Annotated in this window: 22 protein-coding genes; all 22 read right to left on the bottom strand. The window is 64.1% G+C overall.

Annotation, left to right across the window (positions count from 1 at the left end):
* Nucleotides 1-12: 12 nt before the first annotated feature.
* Nucleotides 13-1,440 (bottom strand): conjugal transfer protein TraH, encoded by a 1,428-nt coding sequence (locus SPBM01_RS05480; protein WP_188064356.1) that lies wholly within the window; start codon nucleotides 1,438-1,440, stop codon nucleotides 13-15.
* A gap of 53 nt (nucleotides 1,441-1,493) precedes the next feature.
* Entirely contained in the window at nucleotides 1,494-2,075 is a 582-nt protein-coding gene (locus SPBM01_RS05475; RefSeq protein WP_410483026.1) for a hypothetical protein, read from the bottom strand.
* Nucleotides 2,072-2,953, bottom strand: a complete 882-nt coding sequence (locus SPBM01_RS05470) for a conjugal transfer protein TraF (protein ID WP_188065568.1) — start codon at nucleotides 2,951-2,953, stop codon at nucleotides 2,072-2,074. Before SPBM01_RS05470 ends, SPBM01_RS05475 begins: the two co-directional genes overlap by 4 nt.
* Before the next feature lie 11 nt (nucleotides 2,954-2,964).
* Nucleotides 2,965-3,570, bottom strand: coding sequence for a S26 family signal peptidase (locus SPBM01_RS05465; RefSeq protein ID WP_188064355.1), 606 nt, complete (start codon nucleotides 3,568-3,570; stop codon nucleotides 2,965-2,967).
* Nucleotides 3,542-4,399, bottom strand: a complete 858-nt coding sequence (locus tag SPBM01_RS05460) for a type-F conjugative transfer system pilin assembly protein TrbC (RefSeq protein WP_188064354.1) — start codon at nucleotides 4,397-4,399, stop codon at nucleotides 3,542-3,544. Before SPBM01_RS05460 ends, SPBM01_RS05465 begins: the two co-directional genes overlap by 29 nt.
* Nucleotides 4,371-5,477 (bottom strand): conjugal transfer protein TraN, encoded by a 1,107-nt coding sequence (gene traN, locus SPBM01_RS05455; RefSeq protein ID WP_188064353.1) that lies wholly within the window; start codon nucleotides 5,475-5,477, stop codon nucleotides 4,371-4,373. The genes SPBM01_RS05460 and traN overlap by 29 nt, the downstream gene beginning before the upstream one ends.
* Complete coding sequence (locus SPBM01_RS05450; RefSeq protein ID WP_188065567.1) at nucleotides 5,474-7,336, bottom strand: hypothetical protein; 1,863 nt, start codon at nucleotides 7,334-7,336, stop codon at nucleotides 5,474-5,476. Before SPBM01_RS05450 ends, traN begins: the two co-directional genes overlap by 4 nt.
* Before the next feature lie 266 nt (nucleotides 7,337-7,602).
* Entirely contained in the window at nucleotides 7,603-8,616 is a 1,014-nt protein-coding gene (locus tag SPBM01_RS05445) for a TraU family protein (protein WP_188064352.1), read from the bottom strand.
* Nucleotides 8,613-9,311, bottom strand: coding sequence for a conjugal transfer protein TraW (locus SPBM01_RS05440; RefSeq protein ID WP_262504334.1), 699 nt, complete (start codon nucleotides 9,309-9,311; stop codon nucleotides 8,613-8,615). The genes SPBM01_RS05445 and SPBM01_RS05440 overlap by 4 nt, the downstream gene beginning before the upstream one ends.
* The gene (locus tag SPBM01_RS05435) at nucleotides 9,301-9,534 is read right to left on the bottom strand and encodes a hypothetical protein (RefSeq protein WP_188064351.1); all 234 of its coding nucleotides are present in this window, start codon (nucleotides 9,532-9,534) and stop codon (nucleotides 9,301-9,303) included. Before SPBM01_RS05435 ends, SPBM01_RS05440 begins: the two co-directional genes overlap by 11 nt.
* Complete coding sequence (locus tag SPBM01_RS05430) at nucleotides 9,531-9,860, bottom strand: hypothetical protein (protein ID WP_188064350.1); 330 nt, start codon at nucleotides 9,858-9,860, stop codon at nucleotides 9,531-9,533. The genes SPBM01_RS05435 and SPBM01_RS05430 overlap by 4 nt, the downstream gene beginning before the upstream one ends.
* 5 nt (nucleotides 9,861-9,865) lie before the next feature.
* Nucleotides 9,866-12,391 carry a TraC family protein gene (locus tag SPBM01_RS05425; protein ID WP_188064349.1) on the bottom strand — a complete coding sequence of 842 codons (2,526 nt, stop codon included), beginning with the start codon at nucleotides 12,389-12,391 and terminating at the stop codon, nucleotides 9,866-9,868.
* A complete protein-coding gene (locus SPBM01_RS05420) occupies nucleotides 12,388-13,005 on the bottom strand; it encodes a TraV family lipoprotein (RefSeq protein ID WP_188064348.1) in 618 nt (205 codons plus the stop codon). Before SPBM01_RS05420 ends, SPBM01_RS05425 begins: the two co-directional genes overlap by 4 nt.
* Before the next feature lie 35 nt (nucleotides 13,006-13,040).
* Entirely contained in the window at nucleotides 13,041-14,345 is a 1,305-nt protein-coding gene (locus tag SPBM01_RS05415; RefSeq protein ID WP_188064347.1) for a TraB/VirB10 family protein, read from the bottom strand.
* Complete coding sequence (locus tag SPBM01_RS05410; RefSeq protein WP_188064346.1) at nucleotides 14,342-15,109, bottom strand: type-F conjugative transfer system secretin TraK; 768 nt, start codon at nucleotides 15,107-15,109, stop codon at nucleotides 14,342-14,344. The genes SPBM01_RS05415 and SPBM01_RS05410 overlap by 4 nt, the downstream gene beginning before the upstream one ends.
* Nucleotides 15,093-15,692, bottom strand: a complete 600-nt coding sequence (locus tag SPBM01_RS05405; protein WP_223177793.1) for a type IV conjugative transfer system protein TraE — start codon at nucleotides 15,690-15,692, stop codon at nucleotides 15,093-15,095. The genes SPBM01_RS05410 and SPBM01_RS05405 overlap by 17 nt, the downstream gene beginning before the upstream one ends.
* A gap of 41 nt (nucleotides 15,693-15,733) precedes the next feature.
* Nucleotides 15,734-16,000 carry a hypothetical protein gene (locus SPBM01_RS05400; RefSeq protein WP_188064344.1) on the bottom strand — a complete coding sequence of 89 codons (267 nt, stop codon included), beginning with the start codon at nucleotides 15,998-16,000 and terminating at the stop codon, nucleotides 15,734-15,736.
* Between the two features lie 110 nt (nucleotides 16,001-16,110).
* Complete coding sequence (locus SPBM01_RS05395) at nucleotides 16,111-16,428, bottom strand: hypothetical protein (protein ID WP_188064343.1); 318 nt, start codon at nucleotides 16,426-16,428, stop codon at nucleotides 16,111-16,113.
* 226 nt (nucleotides 16,429-16,654) lie between these two features.
* Entirely contained in the window at nucleotides 16,655-17,428 is a 774-nt protein-coding gene (locus SPBM01_RS05390; protein WP_188064342.1) for a DsbC family protein, read from the bottom strand.
* Nucleotides 17,412-17,717: a hypothetical protein gene (locus tag SPBM01_RS05385; protein ID WP_188064341.1), complete on the bottom strand. Its 306-nt coding sequence runs from the start codon at nucleotides 17,715-17,717 to the stop codon at nucleotides 17,412-17,414. The genes SPBM01_RS05390 and SPBM01_RS05385 overlap by 17 nt, the downstream gene beginning before the upstream one ends.
* A gap of 374 nt (nucleotides 17,718-18,091) precedes the next feature.
* A complete protein-coding gene (locus SPBM01_RS05380) occupies nucleotides 18,092-19,294 on the bottom strand; it encodes an IS256 family transposase (protein ID WP_188064334.1) in 1,203 nt (400 codons plus the stop codon).
* 208 nt (nucleotides 19,295-19,502) lie between these two features.
* The gene (locus SPBM01_RS05375; protein WP_223177791.1) at nucleotides 19,503-20,504 is read right to left on the bottom strand and encodes a phytanoyl-CoA dioxygenase family protein; all 1,002 of its coding nucleotides are present in this window, start codon (nucleotides 20,502-20,504) and stop codon (nucleotides 19,503-19,505) included.
* Between the last annotated feature and the right edge of the window lie 7 nt (nucleotides 20,505-20,511).

Below are 20,511 nucleotides of genomic sequence, written 5' to 3'. Positions count from 1 at the left end.
CGATCTCTTCGGCTATTGGTTGCGAGTGGCGGCGGCGCCGGCGGCATCGCGCGCGTCGCGGTCGCGCTGTCGGACGAGGCCGGCATAGTTGGCCGACAGGTTCGCCTGGTTGAGCGCTGCCATATAGCTTTGGCGCATCTGCGCGCGCTGGCGCAGCACCTCGTCCCGCAGGTCGCGCAGTTGCTCGATGCCTTTGGACAGGATCCGGGTCTGGCAGATCGTGGCGCTATTGCCGTCCGCAGCGCCCGCAGCGCTCGCGCCGCGCTCGGCATTGCTCACCGCGAAGTCAATCGTGCGCGTAAGGTCGTTGAGCATCTGATAGGCGAGGGTGAGTGCGACCAGTTCGTCGGTGTCGCCAATGACCGAGTTCACCACGCCCTGACGCACGCCCCATTCCAACATGCGATAGACTGGCAGGGTCCGCACATTGGCGACAAACTGCCGCTCCTCGGCTGACAGCGCAGCGCGCGTGCGAATCTTGGTAGCGATCGACTCCATTCGCTCGCGCGCCAGGATCAATGCCCCGCGCCCGGTCCCATCCTGCGCGCAATCGGCGCCGGTCGGGGGAATGTTCAGCGCTCGCTTCTGGACTCGACCTGTCAGGAAATCCTGGGGGCTCTCCGTATCCTGCGCTGGGCATTGCGGGATCGCGGTGAACAGCGGCACCTTATCCGTCGGATCCCAGCGCATATAAACGTCACCGACCCTGGCGCGCATCACGCTTGCCCAGTCGCCCGCTCCGACCCGCGTCGCCGCATGGCTCAAAAGCGAGCCGGTACGGAAGATCTCGGTGACCTCGGCCGGGCAATTGGTCAGCGCGTCGCGCAGATCCTCGGTCGGATTGTTGTTGTTGGCCTGTATTTTCTCGCGAGAGTTCTGGTAGCTCTTGGCGAAGCCTTGCTTGACCGATTTGTAGCCGGTCATCTCCTCGATAATACCCGACATATTGTCGTCGCCCTTGGCGATCTGAACCATGCGGTTGGCGAGGCGGCAGTCATTGACCTGGATCGAGTTCAGGAAGTTGGTCGCCGCTTCCATCTTCGAGATGATGTTCCCCATCTTCTCGTCGAGCGTCTCGAGCAGATACTGGAACGCGACCGCAGGCGCGGCCTGCAGAATGCTCTCGAGCTTCTGCACGAGATAGTCCGGGTCGAGGAACGACATGCCGCCCAGGAACATGTCGATGCCGCCGCAGCCGGCTTTCACCTTGGGAAGCGTCAACGACATCAGATAGTCGTTATGGACATCGACCCGGCCCGACATGCCGCCTGCGGTCACATAACCGCGCGTCTGGTCCTCGAAACTGCCCGGACTGGTATAGGTGACATTGTCGAACCAGCTCTCGGCCCAGCTCTGCGCGCTCGCTGGCACGGCATTCGCAGCCGTCGCAAGGATCAGGCCCGAGAGGAAAAGGCGGACGCGGGTGGGGGCTGGGAACATGGCGGGCTCCTGTTGAAATCAAAGGGAAGGAGAGGTGCTGCGCCCGCCATTGCTCAGCGCCTCCCTTGTGATTGTGCCGGCATGCCGACGATGCCGGTGAATTTGGACATGGCGCGCACCCCTACCGCGGGCCGCACGCCGGTCAGCATCTTCGCCGCGAGATAGAGGTTGCGCGCAAGGTTGGCGCTGTGATCGGTGCCGATCGCGATCGGCACCACGCGCCCCGCGTCGGCGATCGGGCGCGCCCAGGAAACCGGATGCCCGACCCAGGGCAGACCGAGCCGCCCCGATCGGATCATCGCCTCTTGCGCGCTGATCGTCCGAACCTGCCAGCCATAACGTGCTCCGAGCGCCGTGAGCTTGGTCCAGAGATCGCCGCAGGGAACGCATCCCGGTGTGGTGGTCATCTCAATGACGAACGCCGGACCCTGACCGCGCAGCGTGGCATTGAAGTCATCTGGGAAGTCGCGCGTCATCGGAACCCGCGACAACCAGGCCCGCATGCTATTGTTATCTGCGACCGGATGGATCGCGGCGCGCATCGCCTGCTCGCGCGTAACGGACTGCGCGGTGGCTGCGGATCCGGTAGCGATCACAAGGCCGGGGATGCCGATCAGGACGACCAGCCGGATCACCGCTTCGGCTCCAGGCTGGCATCGACGAGATCGCCGCCCAAGGCTCGCGGATCGGTCGCCGAAACCGGGCCGTTGCCGAGCGCATCGAAGAAGCCGTCATCCTCGCCGGGACCGGTCATGAACTGCTCGGGGCGTATATCACCGCGCAGCAGCCGCACCGCCTGATAGGCCATCTGCGCGAGATTGGGATAAGCCTCGACGCCGCTCGCGATCACCATGCGCTGCGCGCTGCCCCGCCGGATGACCATCGTGGTCGGCGTGATCTCGACGCCGAACCGCTGCCCGACCTCGGGTCGTTTGCCGACGTCCATCAGCGTGACCTGCCAGCCCATCTCCTCCTGGAAGCGCTGGACGATCGGCCATTGGACACGGCAATAGCCGCAGGTCGAACGCGAGAACATGACGAGCGCGAATTCATTGGCATGTGCGCGCAGATAGCCGCGGCGGATCGCATCCTTCTGCGCCGTGAGTTCCGATCGCGCGTCACCAACCATCGGGTTCGCGGATTTCGAATTGAGCTCGGGGTGCTGGAGCATCGCGATCTGGGTCACGCCCGCAAACGCCCGCGCCTTGCGCCGCGCGAAGTCCTGCAGCCGCCAGAAGTCGGAGACCGCATCGACCGTCAGCACCGTGGCGGCATAGTCGCGCTGCTGCTCGATCAGCTTGCGGATCTTGGGCGGCGTCCAGGTCGCAAGCTCTGCCATCGGTGGGATGACGGGCTTGGCCAGTGCTTCTGGATCCTCGGCCGCGGGCGGCGGAGCCTTGGGCGCCTCGTACCACCAATAGCCTTGCTTCAGTTTCGCGGGATCGCCGGAGCTTTGCGCGAACGCGGTTGCCGGGAGCAACAGGCTGGTGGCAATCGCCGCGGCGCCGAGCATGACGCGGCGGCTCACAGCAGCCGCTCCATCCGGGTTAGCCGCCTGATCGGGACCAAACCGAAATAGCGGCTGTCGAACCCACGCGGGTGGTGCGATCCGATATAGACCATGCCGCGCGGGATCACGCCGCTCCACTGGAAATGCTCGAGCTTGAGGCCGTGAATCCCATAGGGAAGGCTGACCCCGAGCAGCACGCCATTGCAGAAAAAATGAGCGTCCCAGGATTTGGGCGCACCGACCGACGGTGTTTCGATCAGTGTCAGCCGCTCGCCCGGCATGCAAAGCGCGTGCTTGGTGACGCTGACCGGCTTGGGTCCGGCGATCGGATGGTGGAGCGTGAACATCACATAGTCGCCCTTCGCGATCGGCCCCGGCGCCTTGCGGACGGCCCAAGCGCCGATCGAGGGGCTCATCACCAGGCTGATCTGCGGCAGGACAATCGCCGCGAGCAGCGCCACGGGCAGGACGATCGCAAGCGCGCGCCACAAACGCGCAGGCCGTGCCGGCTCGCCCAGGCCCTGTGCTCCGAGCGCGACCGCAGCCTTGCTCGGCAGGCGCCGGAGCCGCGGCCACAGGCCAAGGACGGCGTTAACGAGCGCCCAAAAGAGCCTGAGCATCGCGCACCTCCTTGTCGCCGCCCAATCGGGCATATTCTTCCAACAGACCCGGGAGTGCGCTGTCGCCATAGACGACGTAAGACGCTCTCGGGCTCTCATCTTCGCGCTCGCAATAGGCCTGGGTCGGATCTCCCGGGACCATGGCCAGCGCGGGCACACGGGCGACCCCGTGCTGCCGAAACACGATCGGGTCGACGATGAGCTGGACGTTGCGCATCGCGCAGGACGGCCCCTCGCACCCTGGATCGATCCGGAGAATCTCGGCCGACAGCTTCGCCATCGGCCCAACCTTGTGCAGACCACCCGGCATGCCGCGAAAGGCGAGGACGCCATGCACGCGTTCGAGTTGCGCGGCGTAGGTTCGCAGGATCGGCACGGGTATCGACGACGAGACGAACAGCACCGGCACCCACGCCTTGATCGTGGGGGAGGGCGCCGCCTTGGCTACCGCCTCCATTTCGCCGGGCTCGAGTCCGAGCGCCTGTCGCAGTCGCTTCGCCTGCGCCTCGCGTTCGGCAGCCATCCGCGCTTCGCCGGCAGCGAGAGCGGCGCGGGCGCGTGCGTCGATCGCGGGCCTGGGCAACCGTTTGCGCAAGCCCTCGAAGGCACGCCGACGCTCTGCCTCGCTGGGGCCAGGCGGCAGCTTGGGGTCCGGCACATCAGCGCGCCCCTCCCTGGCGCGCGTGACAGCGCCTTTTACCCGTTCCATCGCCGCGCCGCCCTGGTCCTGGATGCGCTCTCGCGCCGAATCCTGGGCGAGCGCCACGGTTGCGATGGCAAACCCGGCCAGGGCGAGGGCGCTACTCGCCGACCGCCTTGAGATACGCATTGACGCGCTCCTTCATATCGATCTGGATGTCGGATTGGGCACGAGCCTCGATGTCCGCATAATATTCGGATAGGTCCATTTTGGAGAAATCCAGCGCCTGGAACTCTTCGGGCGTGAAGCCCCGGCACATCGGCTTTTTGGGCGTGCCCCACGGATTGCCGTTGAACGCCTTCAATTGCGGGCGGCCCTGCTCCTGGATGATGCGGCCGAGCTTGGTGTTGAAGCAGCAATGGCCGCGCGCCTTCTGCAGGCAGATGCCGAGGAAGCTCGAGGTGCAGTAGCTGCCGACCTCGTGGCACATGCCCGAGCCGCGCAGCATGCCGACCTCCATGTCCTGTTGGTCGCAGCCCTGGAGGAGCACCTCAATCATGAAATTGATCGCGAGGCTGATCGCGATCGAGGTCGGATCGAGGCCGATGATCAGTGCATTCGCGCCGGCGTTCGCCGCCTGGCCCGCGGTGGCCCCGGCACGGAACGCGGTAAAGGCCGCACTCATGCCGGTGAAGACACCCTTGGCGACAGCGATCTTGGTGCCGATCGAACCGATCGACGATCCCATGCCGTCCTTGACGATCTTGCCCTTGTCCTTGCAGCAATTCGAGAGGGTCGTGCTGAGCCCGGGAGGCCGGCAGCGCATCGCGCGGCCGCTGAATATCTCGATCGTACCCAGGCAATTGCCGTCGGCATCGACCGGGCCGTCAGGCGCCGTGCCGGGGTCCTCGATCGGAGGTTCCTCGACGACCGGGTTGCTCGCGACATCGGCGCAGGCATGGGGCGAGCAGGTCGCGCCGCCATTCTTGGGCAGGCAGGCGAACTGGGATCCGAGCGGGCAGCTATAATCGCCGAAAGGGGCCGCCACGCAGGCGGTCTCCTCGATCGGGCATTGATACTGGCCGCTCGAGGTGATGGTGCAATAGGCCATCTCGCCGGCGTCGGCTGCGTCGCCATTGCCGTTGAGATCGGCGGCGCACATCTGCTGTGCGGAAGCCGGCTGTGCCTGGCACGCCGCGACCAAGGCACAGCCGAACAGCACTGCATGTGCCGCACCGCGTGGCAAAAGGAGCCACCGCGCGATCATCGCACCGTCCCCGTGCAGACAAGGTCCGCGCCGCCGAGGCGCACGGTCTGCATCATCACGACCGCCTCGGGGCAATCGTCGAGACAGCCGCAAGCCGAGACGATCTCCTCGCCAGGGCCGGTCGGACAGACATTGTCGCTCCCGCAAGCATGATAGAATCTGTCGTAGGCGGTCGGATTGTTCTGCAGGCTGCCGACGACGCCGGCCGGCGCCGCGGCCGTATTCACGCGAGGCGCGCGGGTCTTGCAGATGGGCTCGCATGCCGGCACGCTGCCACGATCTGGCAGGCTGAATGGCCGCGTCGATTCCGCGAAGCTGCCATCCCCCTGCCGCGCGCGATCGGCCAATATCGTCTCGGTCGAATGGTCGATGATATAGGTGCCACGGCTCGTGTCCGGTTTCGGCAGCGATGTGCTGTCGATCGCGCATCGATAGGTCCTGTCCTTCTGAAAGTAGTCCCGGGTGAGGGATACCGGACAGGCTTCGGTGCCGAGGAGCCGCGTCTGGGGCAGCGGACGCAGGCCCGTGTTGATGCCGCCTCGGAAGGTCTGGACGCCGTCGACCATCTCGCTGTCGACCCGGCATTTGGGATCAGCCGCGATCGGTCCGCACTGGTCGACCAGTTGCTCGACCGTTCGGCAGCTAGCATCGACTTCGACATGGACCCGCGCCATGCCCTCGCCGCCCTCGCCGACGGCAACGCGCAGCCAGATTTCATGATCGCCCGGGGTAAGCCAGGGCTTCAGGTCCAGATTTGGATAGACATAGAAGGTCTTCTTCTTCTCGCATCCACTGGGGGGGAAGCCGGTCGACGTCCATGGCGTCGGGCCGGAGGCGACGAGTGTCCCGTCGATCCGAATTTGCCCCCAATCGTCGGCGAAATACTCCGCGAGCCGGGCATCGACGATGCGGTCGGAATCGCCGACATGCAGTCTCATCTTGAAGTCGAACAGGCGGCAGCTTCCCCCGGAAAGGCTGTTGTCGCTCGGTGAGCCCAGATAGAAGTCGACCGCCTTGCCGCTCTTGATCGTCGAATAGCCGCCGCTCGTCCGGGTGATGATATCGTCGATGCCGGATTTGACGACCGTCACTTGCCGTTCGATCGTGCAGTGCCGGAGTTGCTGCGCGGTCCCGATGCCGACCGGCGAACCGGATAGCGACTGGAACACCTGGTTGCTGGACGCCGCCGCGAATGCATCGTCCGCGAGCGCGCCGGGGTTGGCGCGATAAGCGGTCTGGGCAAGCGAGGGGTCGCTCGTGCAGGCGGTCGACTGGGCGCCGACATAGCGGATCGAGGGGCCGTCGATCACCGCCTGCGCGACACCGATGCGTGGATCGGCCGTGGTGAGCGCGCCGATCATCCCGCCGCCCAGATCCCCGAGCACCGAGGCCATGTTGCCCCAGGCAAGATTGGTCCCGCAGCTATTGTTGATGCAGTAGCAACCGGCGAGTTGCGGCATGTCGACCTGGGTGAGCTTCAGATTGCGCGCCGTATCCATGTCCCAGCGAAAATAGTTGCACTGGTTCCAGGTGCCTGGCTGGCAGGAGATCACGCCGTTCGCGCAAATGCCCGAGACCGGCACCGGCAGATTGATGCGGCTATCGACCGTGCCATCGAAGTCGGTGTCCCGCGCGATCTGAACTGAGGCCAGGTCGCCGGAGGAGGCCGGTTGGACCAGCACTTCCATCAGCGTCGCCGTCTTCTGACAGGCCAGATTGGGTGTGAATGCCTTGCTGCTGTCGACCGTCGTGATCGGCTGCCCCGAAAGCCCCGGCGTGACATAGTTGCGCTGTAGAGCCTCGCTGTCGCCGGACTTGGCGCGCGCGGCTTCGGCCGCTGTCCGCGCGCGCTCCTCCATTGTCTGGGCGAGCGCGGGCGGCGCCGAAAAGAGGGTGGCCAGCGCGGTCGCGGTAACGGTCCAGACCAGGGGGAGCAGCCCGGACCGCCAGGGGAGCGTGACGACCGCGCTGGCCGTGGGTGGAGCGACGCCGCGGGGGGACGTCGGCGTCGCTCCCGCCTCGCGTGCGCGCCAGCGGCCGTCAGGGCCTTGGCGGGCAGACCTCCGGTAATTGCCGGCGGCGTGCGCGAGACGTTCTTGAAAGGGATGGGGGAAAAGCGACCCGCTCATGGCACCGGAATCCCGGCGCAGCAGATCACCTTTTCGAAAAGCATGAACTGGGCGTTGTCCTTGCCGGGTGCGTGCTTGCCGCTCGTCCAGAGCGCACCGGGCCGGCCGATATTGACGCACTTGCCGCCCTTGACCGGCTCCATCAGCTGAAGCTTGTAGCGCGACTTGGTCCAGATCGGGCTGGGCTTGAACGAGCAGCCATCGGACGAACTGATGGTGAGCGCGCCGAGGCGCCCCATCATGAACGTGCCGCGCGCCGCGAGCCCCGCCCATGCCTCGACCGAGTCATCGAAATGAATGTCGCCGGCGATTGGATAGGTCGCGCCCCAGGAGCCCATGCACCAGAAGAGCGGATCGATGACCTTGCCGGCCGCGGCTGCCGCGCTGTCGCCCATACACGCCAGGCCGGCGGCAGGGTTGCCGAACAATATGCCCTCGGGCTGGATGATCGCGCCCAATGTGCCCGATTGCCAGGTCGGCAGAATCTCGGTGATCAGCGCGACGTCGAACCCGTCATCTTCCAGGCACGGAAGATCGGTGAACATGTCGAGCATCGCCCAGACCGGCGAGATATAATAGTGCATCTGCGCGAACATCTTGCGCGTGTTCGTTCCGTCAGCGATTGAGGATTGGCTGCCCTGGAGCTTGCCGCCCGTCGGCATGAGATCGGCGCCGAGTGCCATCATGCACCCTGGCTCCGTCACCACGTCGACCATGCGGTTGGGCGACCAATAGGAGACCTTCACGCCGAACCAGAACTGGACCCCTTTGCGGCAGGCGCAGAGAGGTTTCGACGCCGATTGCGCATCCAGCGCCTTGTCGAGCTTGTCGAAGCTGCCGATCCGGACGCCGCCGACGGTGATCGGAAAGATGCACGTCCAGCGCACCTTGGTGATGGGATTGAAGACACTGCTCTCGCATTTCGACGCATGCGCCTGGCTCGGCCAGGCGAGGGTCGCGACCAGGCCGATCGCAAGCCCGATGAGGAAGATCTGCCAGCGCCGGATCATCGCACTGCTCCTCTGAGGTTGATTGGCAGCCGGCGGCTTCGCGGGCCAAATTCGGTCAACACGAGCTTCTGGCCAGCTTGGGCGACGACGACGGGCGCGACGGTCAACCCGAGGCGCTCCTTGACCCTTTCCTCAAGGATGTAGATCGCGCGGCCCGTCTTCTCGGTGAGCGCGATCGGGTCGCCGCTATCGCCGCCGAGTGCGGTCAGCAGAATGAAGTCGGTCGGCCGCGCGGTCCGGAGCGCCCAGCCCAGGTCGCGCGGATGAACGACCACGAGCCGCTGCGGCAGTTTGACGAAGGTCAGGGGATTGAAGGTGAAGCCCTTGGGGTAGAGTGTCTTGCCGTCGGGCAGGCGAATGTCGAAATCGAGCGTGTAGAAGGGCACGACGGTCCGCACCCGATCCGTCGTCGCGGGCGCAAGCGCCGCGGCCTTTAGGGCGCTCCATTTCTCGCGGGGACCGAATGCCTTCGACATATCGGGCGGCAACGTCGCGACCTTGGCTTCGATTTCGGTCAGCGCGTCGGGCTCGACGATCGGCCAGGTTCTGCCGATCGTGCTGCGATCCATGCCGGGGGTTTCGGCGCGAGCGGCAAATGCCAGCGCGCCGGCGCCGATCAGCAGGAGCACGACGGTCGCGGCCTGCCCAAGAACGACCAATTTGGCGCTGGACGGGATGAGAGGATCAGCGGCCACGGCGGCGCCTCCAGTCGGTGGGAGGAGGATCGGGGAAGCCGACGAGCGCGAACATGAGCGATGCGCCGGAGACGAAGCTGACCAGGCTGACGACCACGCGCAGATGGCTCGCGATGCCCGGCTCGAGCATCAGCAGGAATGTCTGCACGAACAGCAGAAGGGAGCCGCCGACGACGAGACGCACTGCTCCGGGTGAGGGATTGTCATCAAGGAGGCCGTTCATGACGCCCTCCATTGTTTGAAGCGGGTGAGCAGCCGCGCGCTCCAGGCAGACAGGCCGAGGAGCAGCAGTCCGCTGGCAAAGCAGGAGGCGGCCACTAATATGGCGGCGCGCAGGACCAGCATCGCGGGTTGGTCCAGTACGATGCCGGCCGCTGCGACGAGCACCCCCATCATCAGTGTTTCAATTGCGACCAGGCGGAACTTCCAGAGGACGGACTCCGCCTCGCAGCGCGCAGCCACCCGCGCTTCGATCACCCGCTCGAGTTCGAGATCGGCCGTCAGATCGAGCGGCAATTGATCGGGGTGGGAAGGGTTGGCGCGGCGCATCACGGTCACTCCGCTGCCGCCAGCCGGACCGGATCCGGCAATCCAAGGATCTCGGCGGGATCGACGCCTGCGAGGCGGCAGACCGCCTCGAGCGGCGACAAACCCAGCGCGATCAGCGCCTCGAAGGCTGCGACCTCATCGGGCGCCGACGTGTTGATCCAGTAGGAGAAGGGATCGACGACGAGCCTGGCGATGCCCAGGCCCAATGGGGAGTCGATGAAGACCTCGCTATAGTTCGGCTTGGAGTTGCGGACCGATTTCAGGAGGTCGAGAACGAACCCCGAATAGTCGAGGATCTTGTTCTCGACCGCGCGATCATAGGTCGAGCCCTGCAGCAGGAACCGGGTCGCCGCATTTTCGAGGATCACCTGTCCGGTGCCGCCAAACAGAGTCAGGTCGTTCATCGATTGCAGCACGATGCCGAACGAACCGCGATATTTGCGCGCGCGCCGATAGCCTTGACCGAAAGCCTCGGCGAGGCGGCTCAGGTCCTGTCCCTCGGTCCGCGTCATGAACTGCGCGGCCTCGTCGCACAGCACGAAGCGTGGACGATCGCGGGCGGAGAGATACAGCTCCTGGGTGACGGCATTGACCACCACCATGACGATCACATTGAAGAGATCGGGCATCGCCTTGAGCCGTTCGAGCTCCAGTACGACAAACTCGTCCGATCTGATGTCGAGCGTCGAGGGGCCGTTGAAATAATGGCCATAGGCGCCGTCCGAGCCGAAATCCCGCAAGTTGAAGGCAAGCTCGCGGGCTACGGGTATGAGGTGCTCGACCCGGTCGAGGTCGCTTCCAGTTTGCGCCGGATAGGTTCCGAGCCATTCGCGCACCGAGTCGATGCCATGATCGGCACGGCCAGTGTCGATCGTCCACTGGACGGCCGATTTCAGCAAATTCCATTCGGAAGTCGAGACACCCTTGCGCGTCGAGGCATTGGCCATCTCGGCGACGATCGCCACCGCCATGGTAATCGCCGACTGCTTGTCGTCCCCGTCCAGCGCCAGGCCCATATCGAACGGATTGAGGACCAGTTGCTCCTCGCCGATATCGATATAGCGGCCGGAACAGAGCGTGCAGAGTTTCCGGTAGCTACCGCCGATATCGATGATGCGGATGAGCGCGCCACAGGCATAATATTGCTGGCAGAGATTGTTGAGGAGGAAGCTCTTGCCCGCTCCGGACTCCGCCGAGACGATGAAATTATAATTGTTGATACGCGGATCGAAGAGATCAAGCGTGATGAGCTGACCTTTGCGGCCCGTGTAGAGCAATGCCGGCCGGCCGCCGCCGCGAAAGTCGGTCTGGATCGGCGCCAGCAGAACAGCCGCCTTGACTGGCATGCGGAAGTCGCGCTCGAGCATGCGCAGCGTCGTGCGGTCGGGATAGAGACCGAACGGCAGGCTCATCGGGAGCAGGGTTGGATTGAGATAGCTCTCCTCCTGCATCGAGAAGGGCAGTGGTTCGCTCTCCCACAGACGCTTTGCGCGGGCGGCGAGCTCGCGCGCATGGGCGCGGTCACGACCGAACACCCAAACCATCGGGATGACGCGGACGAACTTCGAGTTGCCCGCCTCATCGAGAATCCAGCCGATCTCCTCGATCTGCTTGCCGACCTCGACCGCGAAGGAGCCCGCAGCCTTCTGCGCAGAAAGGATCTGCGCGCGTTTGTGGATCTCGAACTGTGAATGGTCGAACAGGATGTTGAGCGTGTAGAGGAACGGACCGCCGATCTGGTCGCTGTCTTCCGCCGAGCCGCGCATCCCGCCCAGAAGGCGGTTCGCGCGCTCGGCAGTGATGCGCCGCGCGGGTGCCTTGGGCGTCAGGCAGCGCGCGACCTGGTTGCCGAGAAAGACCTCCGGTCCCTCGAACAGGAGGTCGGGGCCAGCGTCGATGATCTGCTTGGCGAGCGTCGGCGCGCCGATCGTCGCGCCATCGGCGAACACGCCGGGTGCTGATTGCGTCACACCATTGAAAATGCGGCGGTAGAAAGAGATCATCTCCTCGGGTTCGAGCCGGCGAATACCGAGCTTGGCGAGCTGCTCCTCGACCTGGCGCCGAAGATCCTCGCCGAGGGGGCGCCGGGTCTTGATCGACAGCAGCGTGCGAAAGTTTCGCACAGGGATGCCGTGCAGGGCCTTTAGGCCATGTCGGCCCTGGCTCAGATATTCGCGGGTGCGCCGCGCGGACGCCTGGATGAGGGGGTCGTCGCGGGTTTTGAGATCGAGAAACGCGTCGAGCGCGTCGTCGATCAGCGGGTCGGCGAAGGTGTGGAGTTGGAGGACCGTGCCGTCCGGGAAATTGACGTTCAGCAGGCCCTGCAGCGCACCCTGAACATGCGCGAACATGTACGCCGTCGGCACGATTTCCCACGCATGGCCCCATGTATCGTCGATGCAGAGGAACGCCTCGCTCTCCGCGTCCCAGGCGACGAGCGGCAGGTAATCGGAATAGGCGTCGCGGCGGACCGCATTGCGCAGGCGAGAATAAGAGAGCCCGCGGCCTCGCTTGGAGCCAGGCGCGCTCATCGCCGCGGCTCCGTCGTGGACGCGATCGGGGATTCAGGCGTATCGCCGCCTGCCGTCGCGGCTGCGGGCTCCTGGACCTGGCCAAGGATCGGCGCTTTTGCCGCCTGGCTCGACGGTGCGACCAGAGTCCCTCCGACCACCCAGACGGGCTTGTCCATGATGGAATAGACGTAGCGTGGCATATAGAGCCGATCCGGCCGCTGGCGATCGGCATAAGGCAGGATCAACGTCCGGACGGTCCGCGCAGGTTTGAGCATCGGCGTCACAGGGGCGTCTATCAGGCCTTTCAGCTCCTGATAGACGCTGTCGCGATAGGTGCCGTAGACACTTGGAGACCCGGCGCGATCGCCGCGCTGACCGCGCTTTGCTGCGGTCTGGTCGTGCAGCATTTTGCGGTCGTTGGTGACCGCCGGATCGGATTTGGACGCGACACCGGCGACCGCGTCCTCATAGGCCTTCTCGGGGTGGATGCACTGGCCGTGATCATCATTCTTGCACGAGAACTTCTCGCTATAGGGCGACATGAGCGATCCCATGGTCGCGCAGCCGGAGAGCAACAGTCCTGCTCCACAGGCGAATGTGAGCGCTCCACCGCGTATGACATGCTTGGACATTGCTGGTGCTCCTTGGAGGATGGTCGGTCGGCGCATCAGAACTTGGCTCCCACCGAAGGCTTGATCTCGAGGGCGACGCCCTCCTGGATGACGACCACCACGTCCTTGGCGGCGCCCACCTCGACGACAGGCCCCGCTTGACGGGCGAGATCGAGATAGAAATCTGTCAGCTTGTCAGATGAGCGCGAGAGACCTCCCGCGATGCCAGTCTTCGCCGCATCGCCCGCATCGAGCGTGCGCACGCTGCCGAGCGCCGAGGTGGAGACATTGCCGAACGTGCCCTCGACCGATTGGGCGATGCCCGCGATCGTGCCGGCGATGAATGAGCGCGCGAGCGTCGCTCCGGCGCGGGTCACCACCTTGCCGGACAGACCCTTCTTGCCGTCGGCATCGACGAAGAAGCCCTTGATCGGTTGATCGACGACCGCATGCTCATCGAAGTCGACGCAGGAGATCGAGATGAGCTGGATCTCGACCCGCTCCTTGGCGAGGCTGCCCGTCGCATTGCCGATGACGAAGCACCCGGACAGGTTCGCCTTCACGTCATTCGGGAGCACGGCGGGGGCCTGAACACGCGCGATGATCGGTTCCGGATTGCTGGTCGCATCGCGGCTGGCGAGCGCGTCGATCCCGGTCAGCAGCCTCGCTTTCATGAAACCAGGTGGCAAATAGATCGTCCGATTGGCTTTTTTTGATCGTGCCCCGCCGGCCGCGCCTCCCTCCGCCGCGACCGCGTTCGTGGCCGCGCCGATCGCGCCTACCTGGCGCTCGGTCGGCGGCGCGGGCGGCGCCGGAGGCGCTGCCGGAGCGGCGGGCGGCGGGGGCAGGGAGTCGCCCTCGGTTTTTGCTTCCGGGGGTGCCGGCGGATAGGCAGGCGCCTCTCCGGGCAGGGCCGGCGGCAATCCCGCATCCGCGCCATGATCGCCGACACCAGCGTTGGCGCCGGGCGTGACGCGGCCCTGCTCGATAGCGGTCACGCGGTCGCCGAGCAGGGACTGCCCGTCGAGGATCTTCTGGAGGTCGCCGCGCATCTTGACCTCGAGGCTGTCGCCGCGAAGGCCTGCCCCCATGTCGAGCTTGAACGCTTCAGGGGTCTTTGCCAGCTCCTGCGTGCCGCTCGAACTCGCAGTATAGAGGCCGAAGCCGAGCACCGCGATCGTGGCGACGACGCCTGCCTGCTTCGCGCGCAGCTTCTGGTCCGATGTGAGCCGTGCCCATTGCGTCCGCAGGTCGAGCAGGGCCGGACGATCGCCGGCCTCGTCGAGCGATGCGTCCATGCCGGACGGCGCTCCGGGCAGCGGTGCCGCGCCGGGCGTGGCGGGATCAGCCGGGCCGGTCATTGCGTCACACTCCGCCGCACGACGATCAGCCGCGCGCTGTCGCCCTGGCCCAGCGCGAGCCTGTCGATCGTCACAGCGAAAATGTCGGGTCCGAGCGCACTGTCGAGGAACGCACGCTCGTCGAGCGCAACCTGCGCGCTCGTGCGAACCAGATACTCGCTTGCCGAGAGCCCGGCGCCTTCGATATCGAGCCGCCGGCGCTCGGTCAGGGTGACGGTCGGCAGATCAGCGATTGTCAGCGGATTCCGGCCTGGGGCCACTTCCGAGAAGGAAGCGGGCACGCGATCCTGCAGCAGTGCGAGGACGATGCCGACCGCGCGCTCCTCCTCGACCAGCGGGCCCAGCAGTGCATCATTGGCGCGTGCCCGCTGGGACGCTCCGGGGACAAGCGTCACGGTCTGCGCGGGGATGTCCGACGGTTCGGCGTAAAGCGGATAGATCGCGCCATTGCACGAGACGAAGAATTCCGATGGCGTCGTCACGAACGTGCGGGTCTTTGCGCCCATGTCGTCGGTCTCGAGCACCAGGAACTTGACCCAGGCGTCAGAGCCGCCGCGCTCGACGGCGAGGCCCTTCTCGGCCGAGAATTTCACATCGTCGATATCGCCGCCGACGCAGACGATATGATTGACGTCGTGGTTGGACAGCCGGATGCGGCTGGTCTGGTCGGGGAGGGCCGCGACCGACTGGGCGAGTGCCGGCGTTGTGGTGGTGAATACCGCCAGGGCACAGGCAAGCCTCGAGCTTCTACCGAATCTCGGCACTGAAATTCTCCTCCTGAAGGGCGGTCAGCCAGAAGCGGCCATTGTCGATCGCGAAGCGGATGCGCAGGTTGCCGCGGAACTTGCGGATGACGCCGCCGATGACGCGGACCTTCTCGACGGGCACGACGATCTCGGTGTCGGTGTAGGTGACCGGCTGATCGCCACGGATGTACGTTGCGATCGACAGCGTCGGATTGCTGTCGAGCTCGTCCAGCAGCCGGTTCAGGCTGTCACGCAGGCCATTATAGGCGCTCGGATGGACAAGGCTTAGCAGCTCCTGGAACTGGCGATCGGCCGAATAGGCCGAGTAGGTCCCGGCCAGGCTGACGATGTTCCGCGTGATGGTCCGCAGATATGTCGTCGAGGGCTTGTTGCCGGTGACATAGAGGTCGCCGCCCGCACCGAACGGGACGATCACGGTGCGCTGGTTCTGGTTCGACGTGTAGACGACGGTGCCGAGCACTGCGGTGATCCCGAAGAGCCCCGCGATCGCGAACTTCAGGAGCCGGTTCTCCTCGAAGAGATTGGCCGAGCCCTGAAGATAGCGGTGAAGATGCCAGCTCGGCCGGGTGTCGCCGATCATGTCGGCATCGACTTTGCGTCTGAATGGATGCCCCATGCGCTCTACTCGAAAAAGCGGGTCTGGGTCGGACCCGGATAATGACGGAAGCGGAGAAGACCCCAGCGCCAGGCCAGATGCGGGATGAACCCGCGCGGCTTGGTTCGCTTCCAGGGAATGAAGAGGAGAAGAGCGCCGATGAGCGCCCAGCCGATCATCCCGCCGACGATTACGGCGACGAAGATGGTGGACATCACGACGATGAACTCCTGACTGTCGAACCAGAGGATCTGGACCGGCCGGTGCAGGAACTGCGGCAGACGTTCTTCCAACGCCCTTCTCCCTTGCTTCATCACGCGTCAGCGTGATTTCCGAGAGGTGACCACCACCCCCCGTCTCGAAAGGCGCGCGAGCCGGAAGACCCGGCGCGGCGCGCCAAGGCTCAGATCACCATGCCGAAGGTCTGGAGGATCGAATCCGCCTTGATCAGGCAGACCGCCGCCACGATCGTCGGAATGCCGATCATGATGTTGCTGAAGAGGCGCGAGACGCCGAACAGGAAGGCGGCGACACCGCCGACAAAGCCGAGCGGGCCTTTGACGCCCTTGTTCACGACGATGTCGTAGATGTCGTAGCCAAGATCGCCGGCTGCCGGTGCCTGGAAGGCATGGGCGGCGCTGGTGCAGGCGATGGCAACCAGCAAGAACAGGACCGCCGCGTCGACGGTGCGGAAAGTCCGGTTGGGGAGCAGACTGAGCATTGATGGTCTCCTTGGAAACGGAGCCGTCCGAACACATGCCTGCCGGCACCGATGGGAATCGTTGTCGGCCGACGGCGACGCTGGACGGCTCCGAAGGAGCGCGGCCGCCGGCATCCCGGCCCTCGCACCGCTCGGCGCACGCTCATTGGAGCAGCGGCGCGGAGTGGCGGTGAGGCCCGCCAGATAGGGAAGGGGAGTGCAGGCGTTCGGCACTGCACTGGGCGAGTCAGGGTTGTGCATCGGCGTTGCCCTTCTGATCGAGGAACGCCTGGAGCTCGGCCTGCTGAAAACCGGAGACGAGCTTGCCATCGACGAACAGCGTCGGCGTACCGGCGATGCCCATCTTGCTGACGGTGCGCGCGTCCTTCGCGACCTTCTGCTGTCCGGCCTGGCATTTGAGGAGCACTGCGGGCTTCGCGCCGGCGTAGACCGCTTTGAACGCGGCTTCCTTGTCGGGGGAGCAGAGGATATGCTCGGCTTTCGCCGCGGCATCCGGATGGATCGTGCTGACGAAGTAGATCAGCCGCTGAACCGGCTTGCCCTCGGCGGCCTTCGCCGCCCAAAAGCGATCGAGCGCCTGGCAATAGGGGCAGTCGGGATCGGTGAATTCGATCACCTGGGGCGCACCGGCCGGACCGATCACAAGCGCATCGGCTGGGTCGATCGCGCCGAGCCGCTTTCGCGCGCTCGCATCCTGGGCCATTGCGGTGACGTTGATGCCGTTCTTGTCGTAGACGGCTGCGAACAGCAGATGACCACTCTCCGGCGCAAAATAGATGATGCGCCCACCGGCCGTCGCCTGATAGATGGCTCCCTTGACGGGCGCCGGTCCGAAGTCCTCAAAGCTGAGGTTGGTGAAGGTCTGGCGCAATTGACGCTGGGCGTCTGCAGCCGCCGCAGGCAGGGGATCGGTCGTTCGCGCTATCGGAGCATCCTGCGCGAAAGCGGATGTTCCCGCGATCAGCAGCGAAGCTGCCAGCAATTCAGCGGCGCGACGCACTGGAAGCCTCCCCGCTCGCTTGGGTCGAAAGCGCGAAAATCCTCGCGTCGATCTTGAACGCGGCACCGATCGGGATCGCGGTAGCAACCACCGGCTTGGCGGCCTGTCCCGCCACTTGCCGGAGGCGGATCGAATAGCCCTGATCGTCCTGGACGATCGCGAGCTGACTGCGGGCGGCACAGGGATAGCCTTCGGCGTCGGGCCGATAATCCTGGGCCTGGGCCTGGGACGCGAGCAGGCTGGCCGCAAGGATCGCAGCAAGCCTGCTCGATGGGCATGGAAAGGTCATGAGACGCGTCTCCTCGTGGCGCGAATCCGCGCTTTGGTTCAGGGTTCGAAAGGTGCGGATCGAGGGACTGCGGGCGTTAGCTAGAGCCGCCCATGACCACCGATCCGGTGTGCCACAAGCAATGCCGATGTCTTGAAATGCCTGCAATAGGGAGGGCACTGAGATGCCGAAGCGGCGAAAGAAAGCTTATAAGTCCGCAACTTGAATATTGCAGGCCATCACGCGCCCAGATGGGCGCTAAATGGAACCGAGCGGCACTGAAGTGCCGCTTTAGTCATGGTTGGAGTAGGGTGAAGACTGACATTTGGATCGTGTCCCAGGTCGTGGTGTAGGTTTTTGAGGCCACCGCGATTTTCGGCGTCAGTTTGAGCCGATCACGCGCCGGGTACAGCCGATAGCGTGACGATGGGATTATCGCTTAGCGGGGCCATCGTTTCAAGCGTCATGTAGCGTGCGCGCTGAACAGCCCATTCGTCGCTCTGCTCCATTAGGATGGCACCGATCAAGCGCGTGATCGCGGCTTCATTTGGAAAGATGCCAACGACCTCGGTTCGCCGTTTTATTTCGCCGTTGAGCCGTTCGATGGGGTTTGTGCTGTGAAGCTTGGCGCGGTGTTCCTTGGGAAACGTCATGTAGGCAAGGACGTCAGATTCAGCATCATCCATCAACCCCGCAAGTTTTGGGAGTTTGGATCGCATCTGATCGGCAACGGAGCGCCATTGCTGGCTGGCTGCCTCGGGTGTTTCTTGGGCAAAGGCGGTTCCGATAAAGGCTGAGACGACCCGGCGGCCGCTCTTGCCGGCATGGGCCAGCGCATTGCGCATGAAGTGAACGCGGCAGCGCTGCCAGCTCGCGCACAGCAGCTTGGAGACTGCAGCCTTGATGCCTTCATGGGCGTCGGAGATCACCAGCTTCACCCCGCGCAGACCACGGCGTGCCAGCTTGCGCAGGAAGGCGGTCCAGAACGGTTCTGCTTCCGAGGGACCGATATCCATGCCCAGCACTTCACGACGTCCATCGCTGTTGACGCCCACCGCGATGATCACCGCGACCGAGACGATCCGGCCATTCTGGCGGACTTTGACGTAAGTGGCATCGATCCAAAGGTACGGCCAGTCACCCTCAATCGGGCGATCAAGGAAGGCATGCACTTTCTCGTCGAGCTCTTCACACAAGCGACTGACCTGGCTTTTCGAGATGCCATCCATGCCAAGCGCTCTGACCAGATCATCGACAGAACGCGTGGAGATGCCCTGCACATACGCTTCCTGAATGACTGCCGTCAGTGCCCGCTCGGCCATCCGACGCGGTTCCAGAAAGCCTGGGAAATAACTGCCTTTACGCAGTTTAGGGATGCGCAGTTCGACTGTGCCAGCACGGGTCTGCCAGTCACGCTCGCGATAGCCGTTGCGCTGAACAAGCCGGTCGGCCGACTTCTCGCCGTGGCTAGCGCCCGTCAGGCCGCCTACTTCCATCTCCATCAGCCGCCCGGCGGCAAACGAGATCATATCGCGCAAAATATCTGCGTCAGGGGCCTTCTCGACCAACGCGCGCAAGTGCATCATGGAATCGGTCATCGTGGTTCTCCAGGTTCGAGCTTCGCAACCCAAGCCTATCCGAAAATCACGGTGACCACCCGCGCTACTGGCCGGACGCTAAAGCGCAATATTGAAAGCGCGCGTCCGGCCAGCAGCGCTAACCTCACATCTTACACCACGTCCTGGGACGCGACCGCTTGCTCCATTGCCGCACTTCCATTTCTATTGTGTCATCAGCATCACGATGTCAGTTGATGCCTTCGAGGAAAGTGCTGGTTGCCTCACTTTGGACCATATTCTTGACCTCAAGGGTGCCAACGATCCGTTTCTCACCATCGTCGCGGATGGCGACCATGGGATCCTCGAAATCACGGATGTAGCCCAGTGCGAAAGATCCGGTGCGATAACCCATCAGCTTGAGCAGATCCTCGGGAAGCGTTCGAGCGACTTCGATCGGGCACGAAAGATATTGATTTTCTTCCTGTCGCACCCATCCGACGCAATAGGTGAGGTTTAGTGCCTGGCGGATACGGTTACTCTTGTTCTCGCCCGCGCCATGATAGACTTTTCCTGTATAGATCAGTACCGATCCACGTTTCATCACCGCTGGAATAGTATCCTCAAATGAGAATTTGGCGAGTTTACCTGCTTCCTGACTGCGCGGCACAATGCGAGTAGCACCCATTTCTTCGGTATAGTCGGTCATCGCCCACAGCGTGTTGCATTGCAGATGATAGTCTGTGGGGAAATCATACATGTCCCACACCAATTCGTCCTGATGCAGCTTTTGCGCGGGCGAACCGGGCGCCAGTTCGATCAACTGGGTGAGGTGGACCTGATAGCTCGACGCCCGCTCAAGCAGCTTGCTCGTGATACCAAGCACAAGCTGATTCATCACAAGGTCACGGCATGTTGGTGAGCGCGCGATCAGCGATCCTACCCGCTTGGTTTGCTTGCCGAGGAAGTTGTCGTTGCCGAACAGTACTTCGGGCATGTACGGATCGACCTCTTGCTGGATCTTGTCCATGACCTCAGGCGGCACAAGTTCGTCGATTATGACGTAACCGAGATCGCGCAGGATCGTAACGGCATCCTCGATCGATGCTGTGGCGGGAAGATGATCAGCGGCCATTGTTTTCTCCGATATTGGGGTGCGGCGCACGTACACTGCGAGCGCGGCTTCAGTCAGAAGATGCTTCGAAGGCTCGCTATCTACAATCGATCCTTGGATGGATTGCCGCGCGATCATGCTGTGC

Origin of the sequence: Sphingobium sp. KCTC 72723 (genome assembly GCF_014280435.1) — a bacterium.
Taxonomy (GTDB): Bacteria; Pseudomonadota; Alphaproteobacteria; order Sphingomonadales; family Sphingomonadaceae; genus Sphingobium.
Note: the sequence above shows the minus strand (reverse complement) of the source record. Positions and strands in the feature narration are given on the sequence as shown.

Coding starts and splice junctions, on each gene's coding strand:
- SPBM01_RS05480 (WP_188064356.1), bottom strand. CDS start 1,440: ATGTTCCCAGCCCCCACCCGCGTCCGCCTTTTCCTCTCGGGCCTGATC.
- traN (WP_188064353.1), bottom strand. CDS start 5,477: ATGATCGCGCGGTGGCTCCTTTTGCCACGCGGTGCGGCACATGCAGTG.
- SPBM01_RS05435 (WP_188064351.1), bottom strand. CDS start 9,534: ATGAACGGCCTCCTTGATGACAATCCCTCACCCGGAGCAGTGCGTCTC.
- SPBM01_RS05385 (WP_188064341.1), bottom strand. CDS start 17,717: ATGACCTTTCCATGCCCATCGAGCAGGCTTGCTGCGATCCTTGCGGCC.
- SPBM01_RS05405 (WP_223177793.1), bottom strand. CDS start 15,692: ATGATCGGCGACACCCGGCCGAGCTGGCATCTTCACCGCTATCTTCAG.
- SPBM01_RS05420 (WP_188064348.1), bottom strand. CDS start 13,005: ATGTCCAAGCATGTCATACGCGGTGGAGCGCTCACATTCGCCTGTGGA.
- SPBM01_RS05415 (WP_188064347.1), bottom strand. CDS start 14,345: ATGACCGGCCCGGCTGATCCCGCCACGCCCGGCGCGGCACCGCTGCCC.
- SPBM01_RS05445 (WP_188064352.1), bottom strand. CDS start 8,616: ATGATCCGGCGCTGGCAGATCTTCCTCATCGGGCTTGCGATCGGCCTG.
- SPBM01_RS05465 (WP_188064355.1), bottom strand. CDS start 3,570: ATGCTCAGGCTCTTTTGGGCGCTCGTTAACGCCGTCCTTGGCCTGTGG.
- SPBM01_RS05375 (WP_223177791.1), bottom strand. CDS start 20,504: ATGATCGCGCGGCAATCCATCCAAGGATCGATTGTAGATAGCGAGCCT.
- SPBM01_RS05425 (WP_188064349.1), bottom strand. CDS start 12,391: ATGAGCGCGCCTGGCTCCAAGCGAGGCCGCGGGCTCTCTTATTCTCGC.
- SPBM01_RS05380 (WP_188064334.1), bottom strand. CDS start 19,294: ATGACCGATTCCATGATGCACTTGCGCGCGTTGGTCGAGAAGGCCCCT.
- SPBM01_RS05450 (WP_188065567.1), bottom strand. CDS start 7,336: ATGGAGGAGCGCGCGCGGACAGCGGCCGAAGCCGCGCGCGCCAAGTCC.
- SPBM01_RS05470 (WP_188065568.1), bottom strand. CDS start 2,953: ATGCTCGGCGCCGCGGCGATTGCCACCAGCCTGTTGCTCCCGGCAACC.
- SPBM01_RS05395 (WP_188064343.1), bottom strand. CDS start 16,428: ATGCTCAGTCTGCTCCCCAACCGGACTTTCCGCACCGTCGACGCGGCG.
- SPBM01_RS05430 (WP_188064350.1), bottom strand. CDS start 9,860: ATGCGCCGCGCCAACCCTTCCCACCCCGATCAATTGCCGCTCGATCTG.
- SPBM01_RS05460 (WP_188064354.1), bottom strand. CDS start 4,399: ATGCGTATCTCAAGGCGGTCGGCGAGTAGCGCCCTCGCCCTGGCCGGG.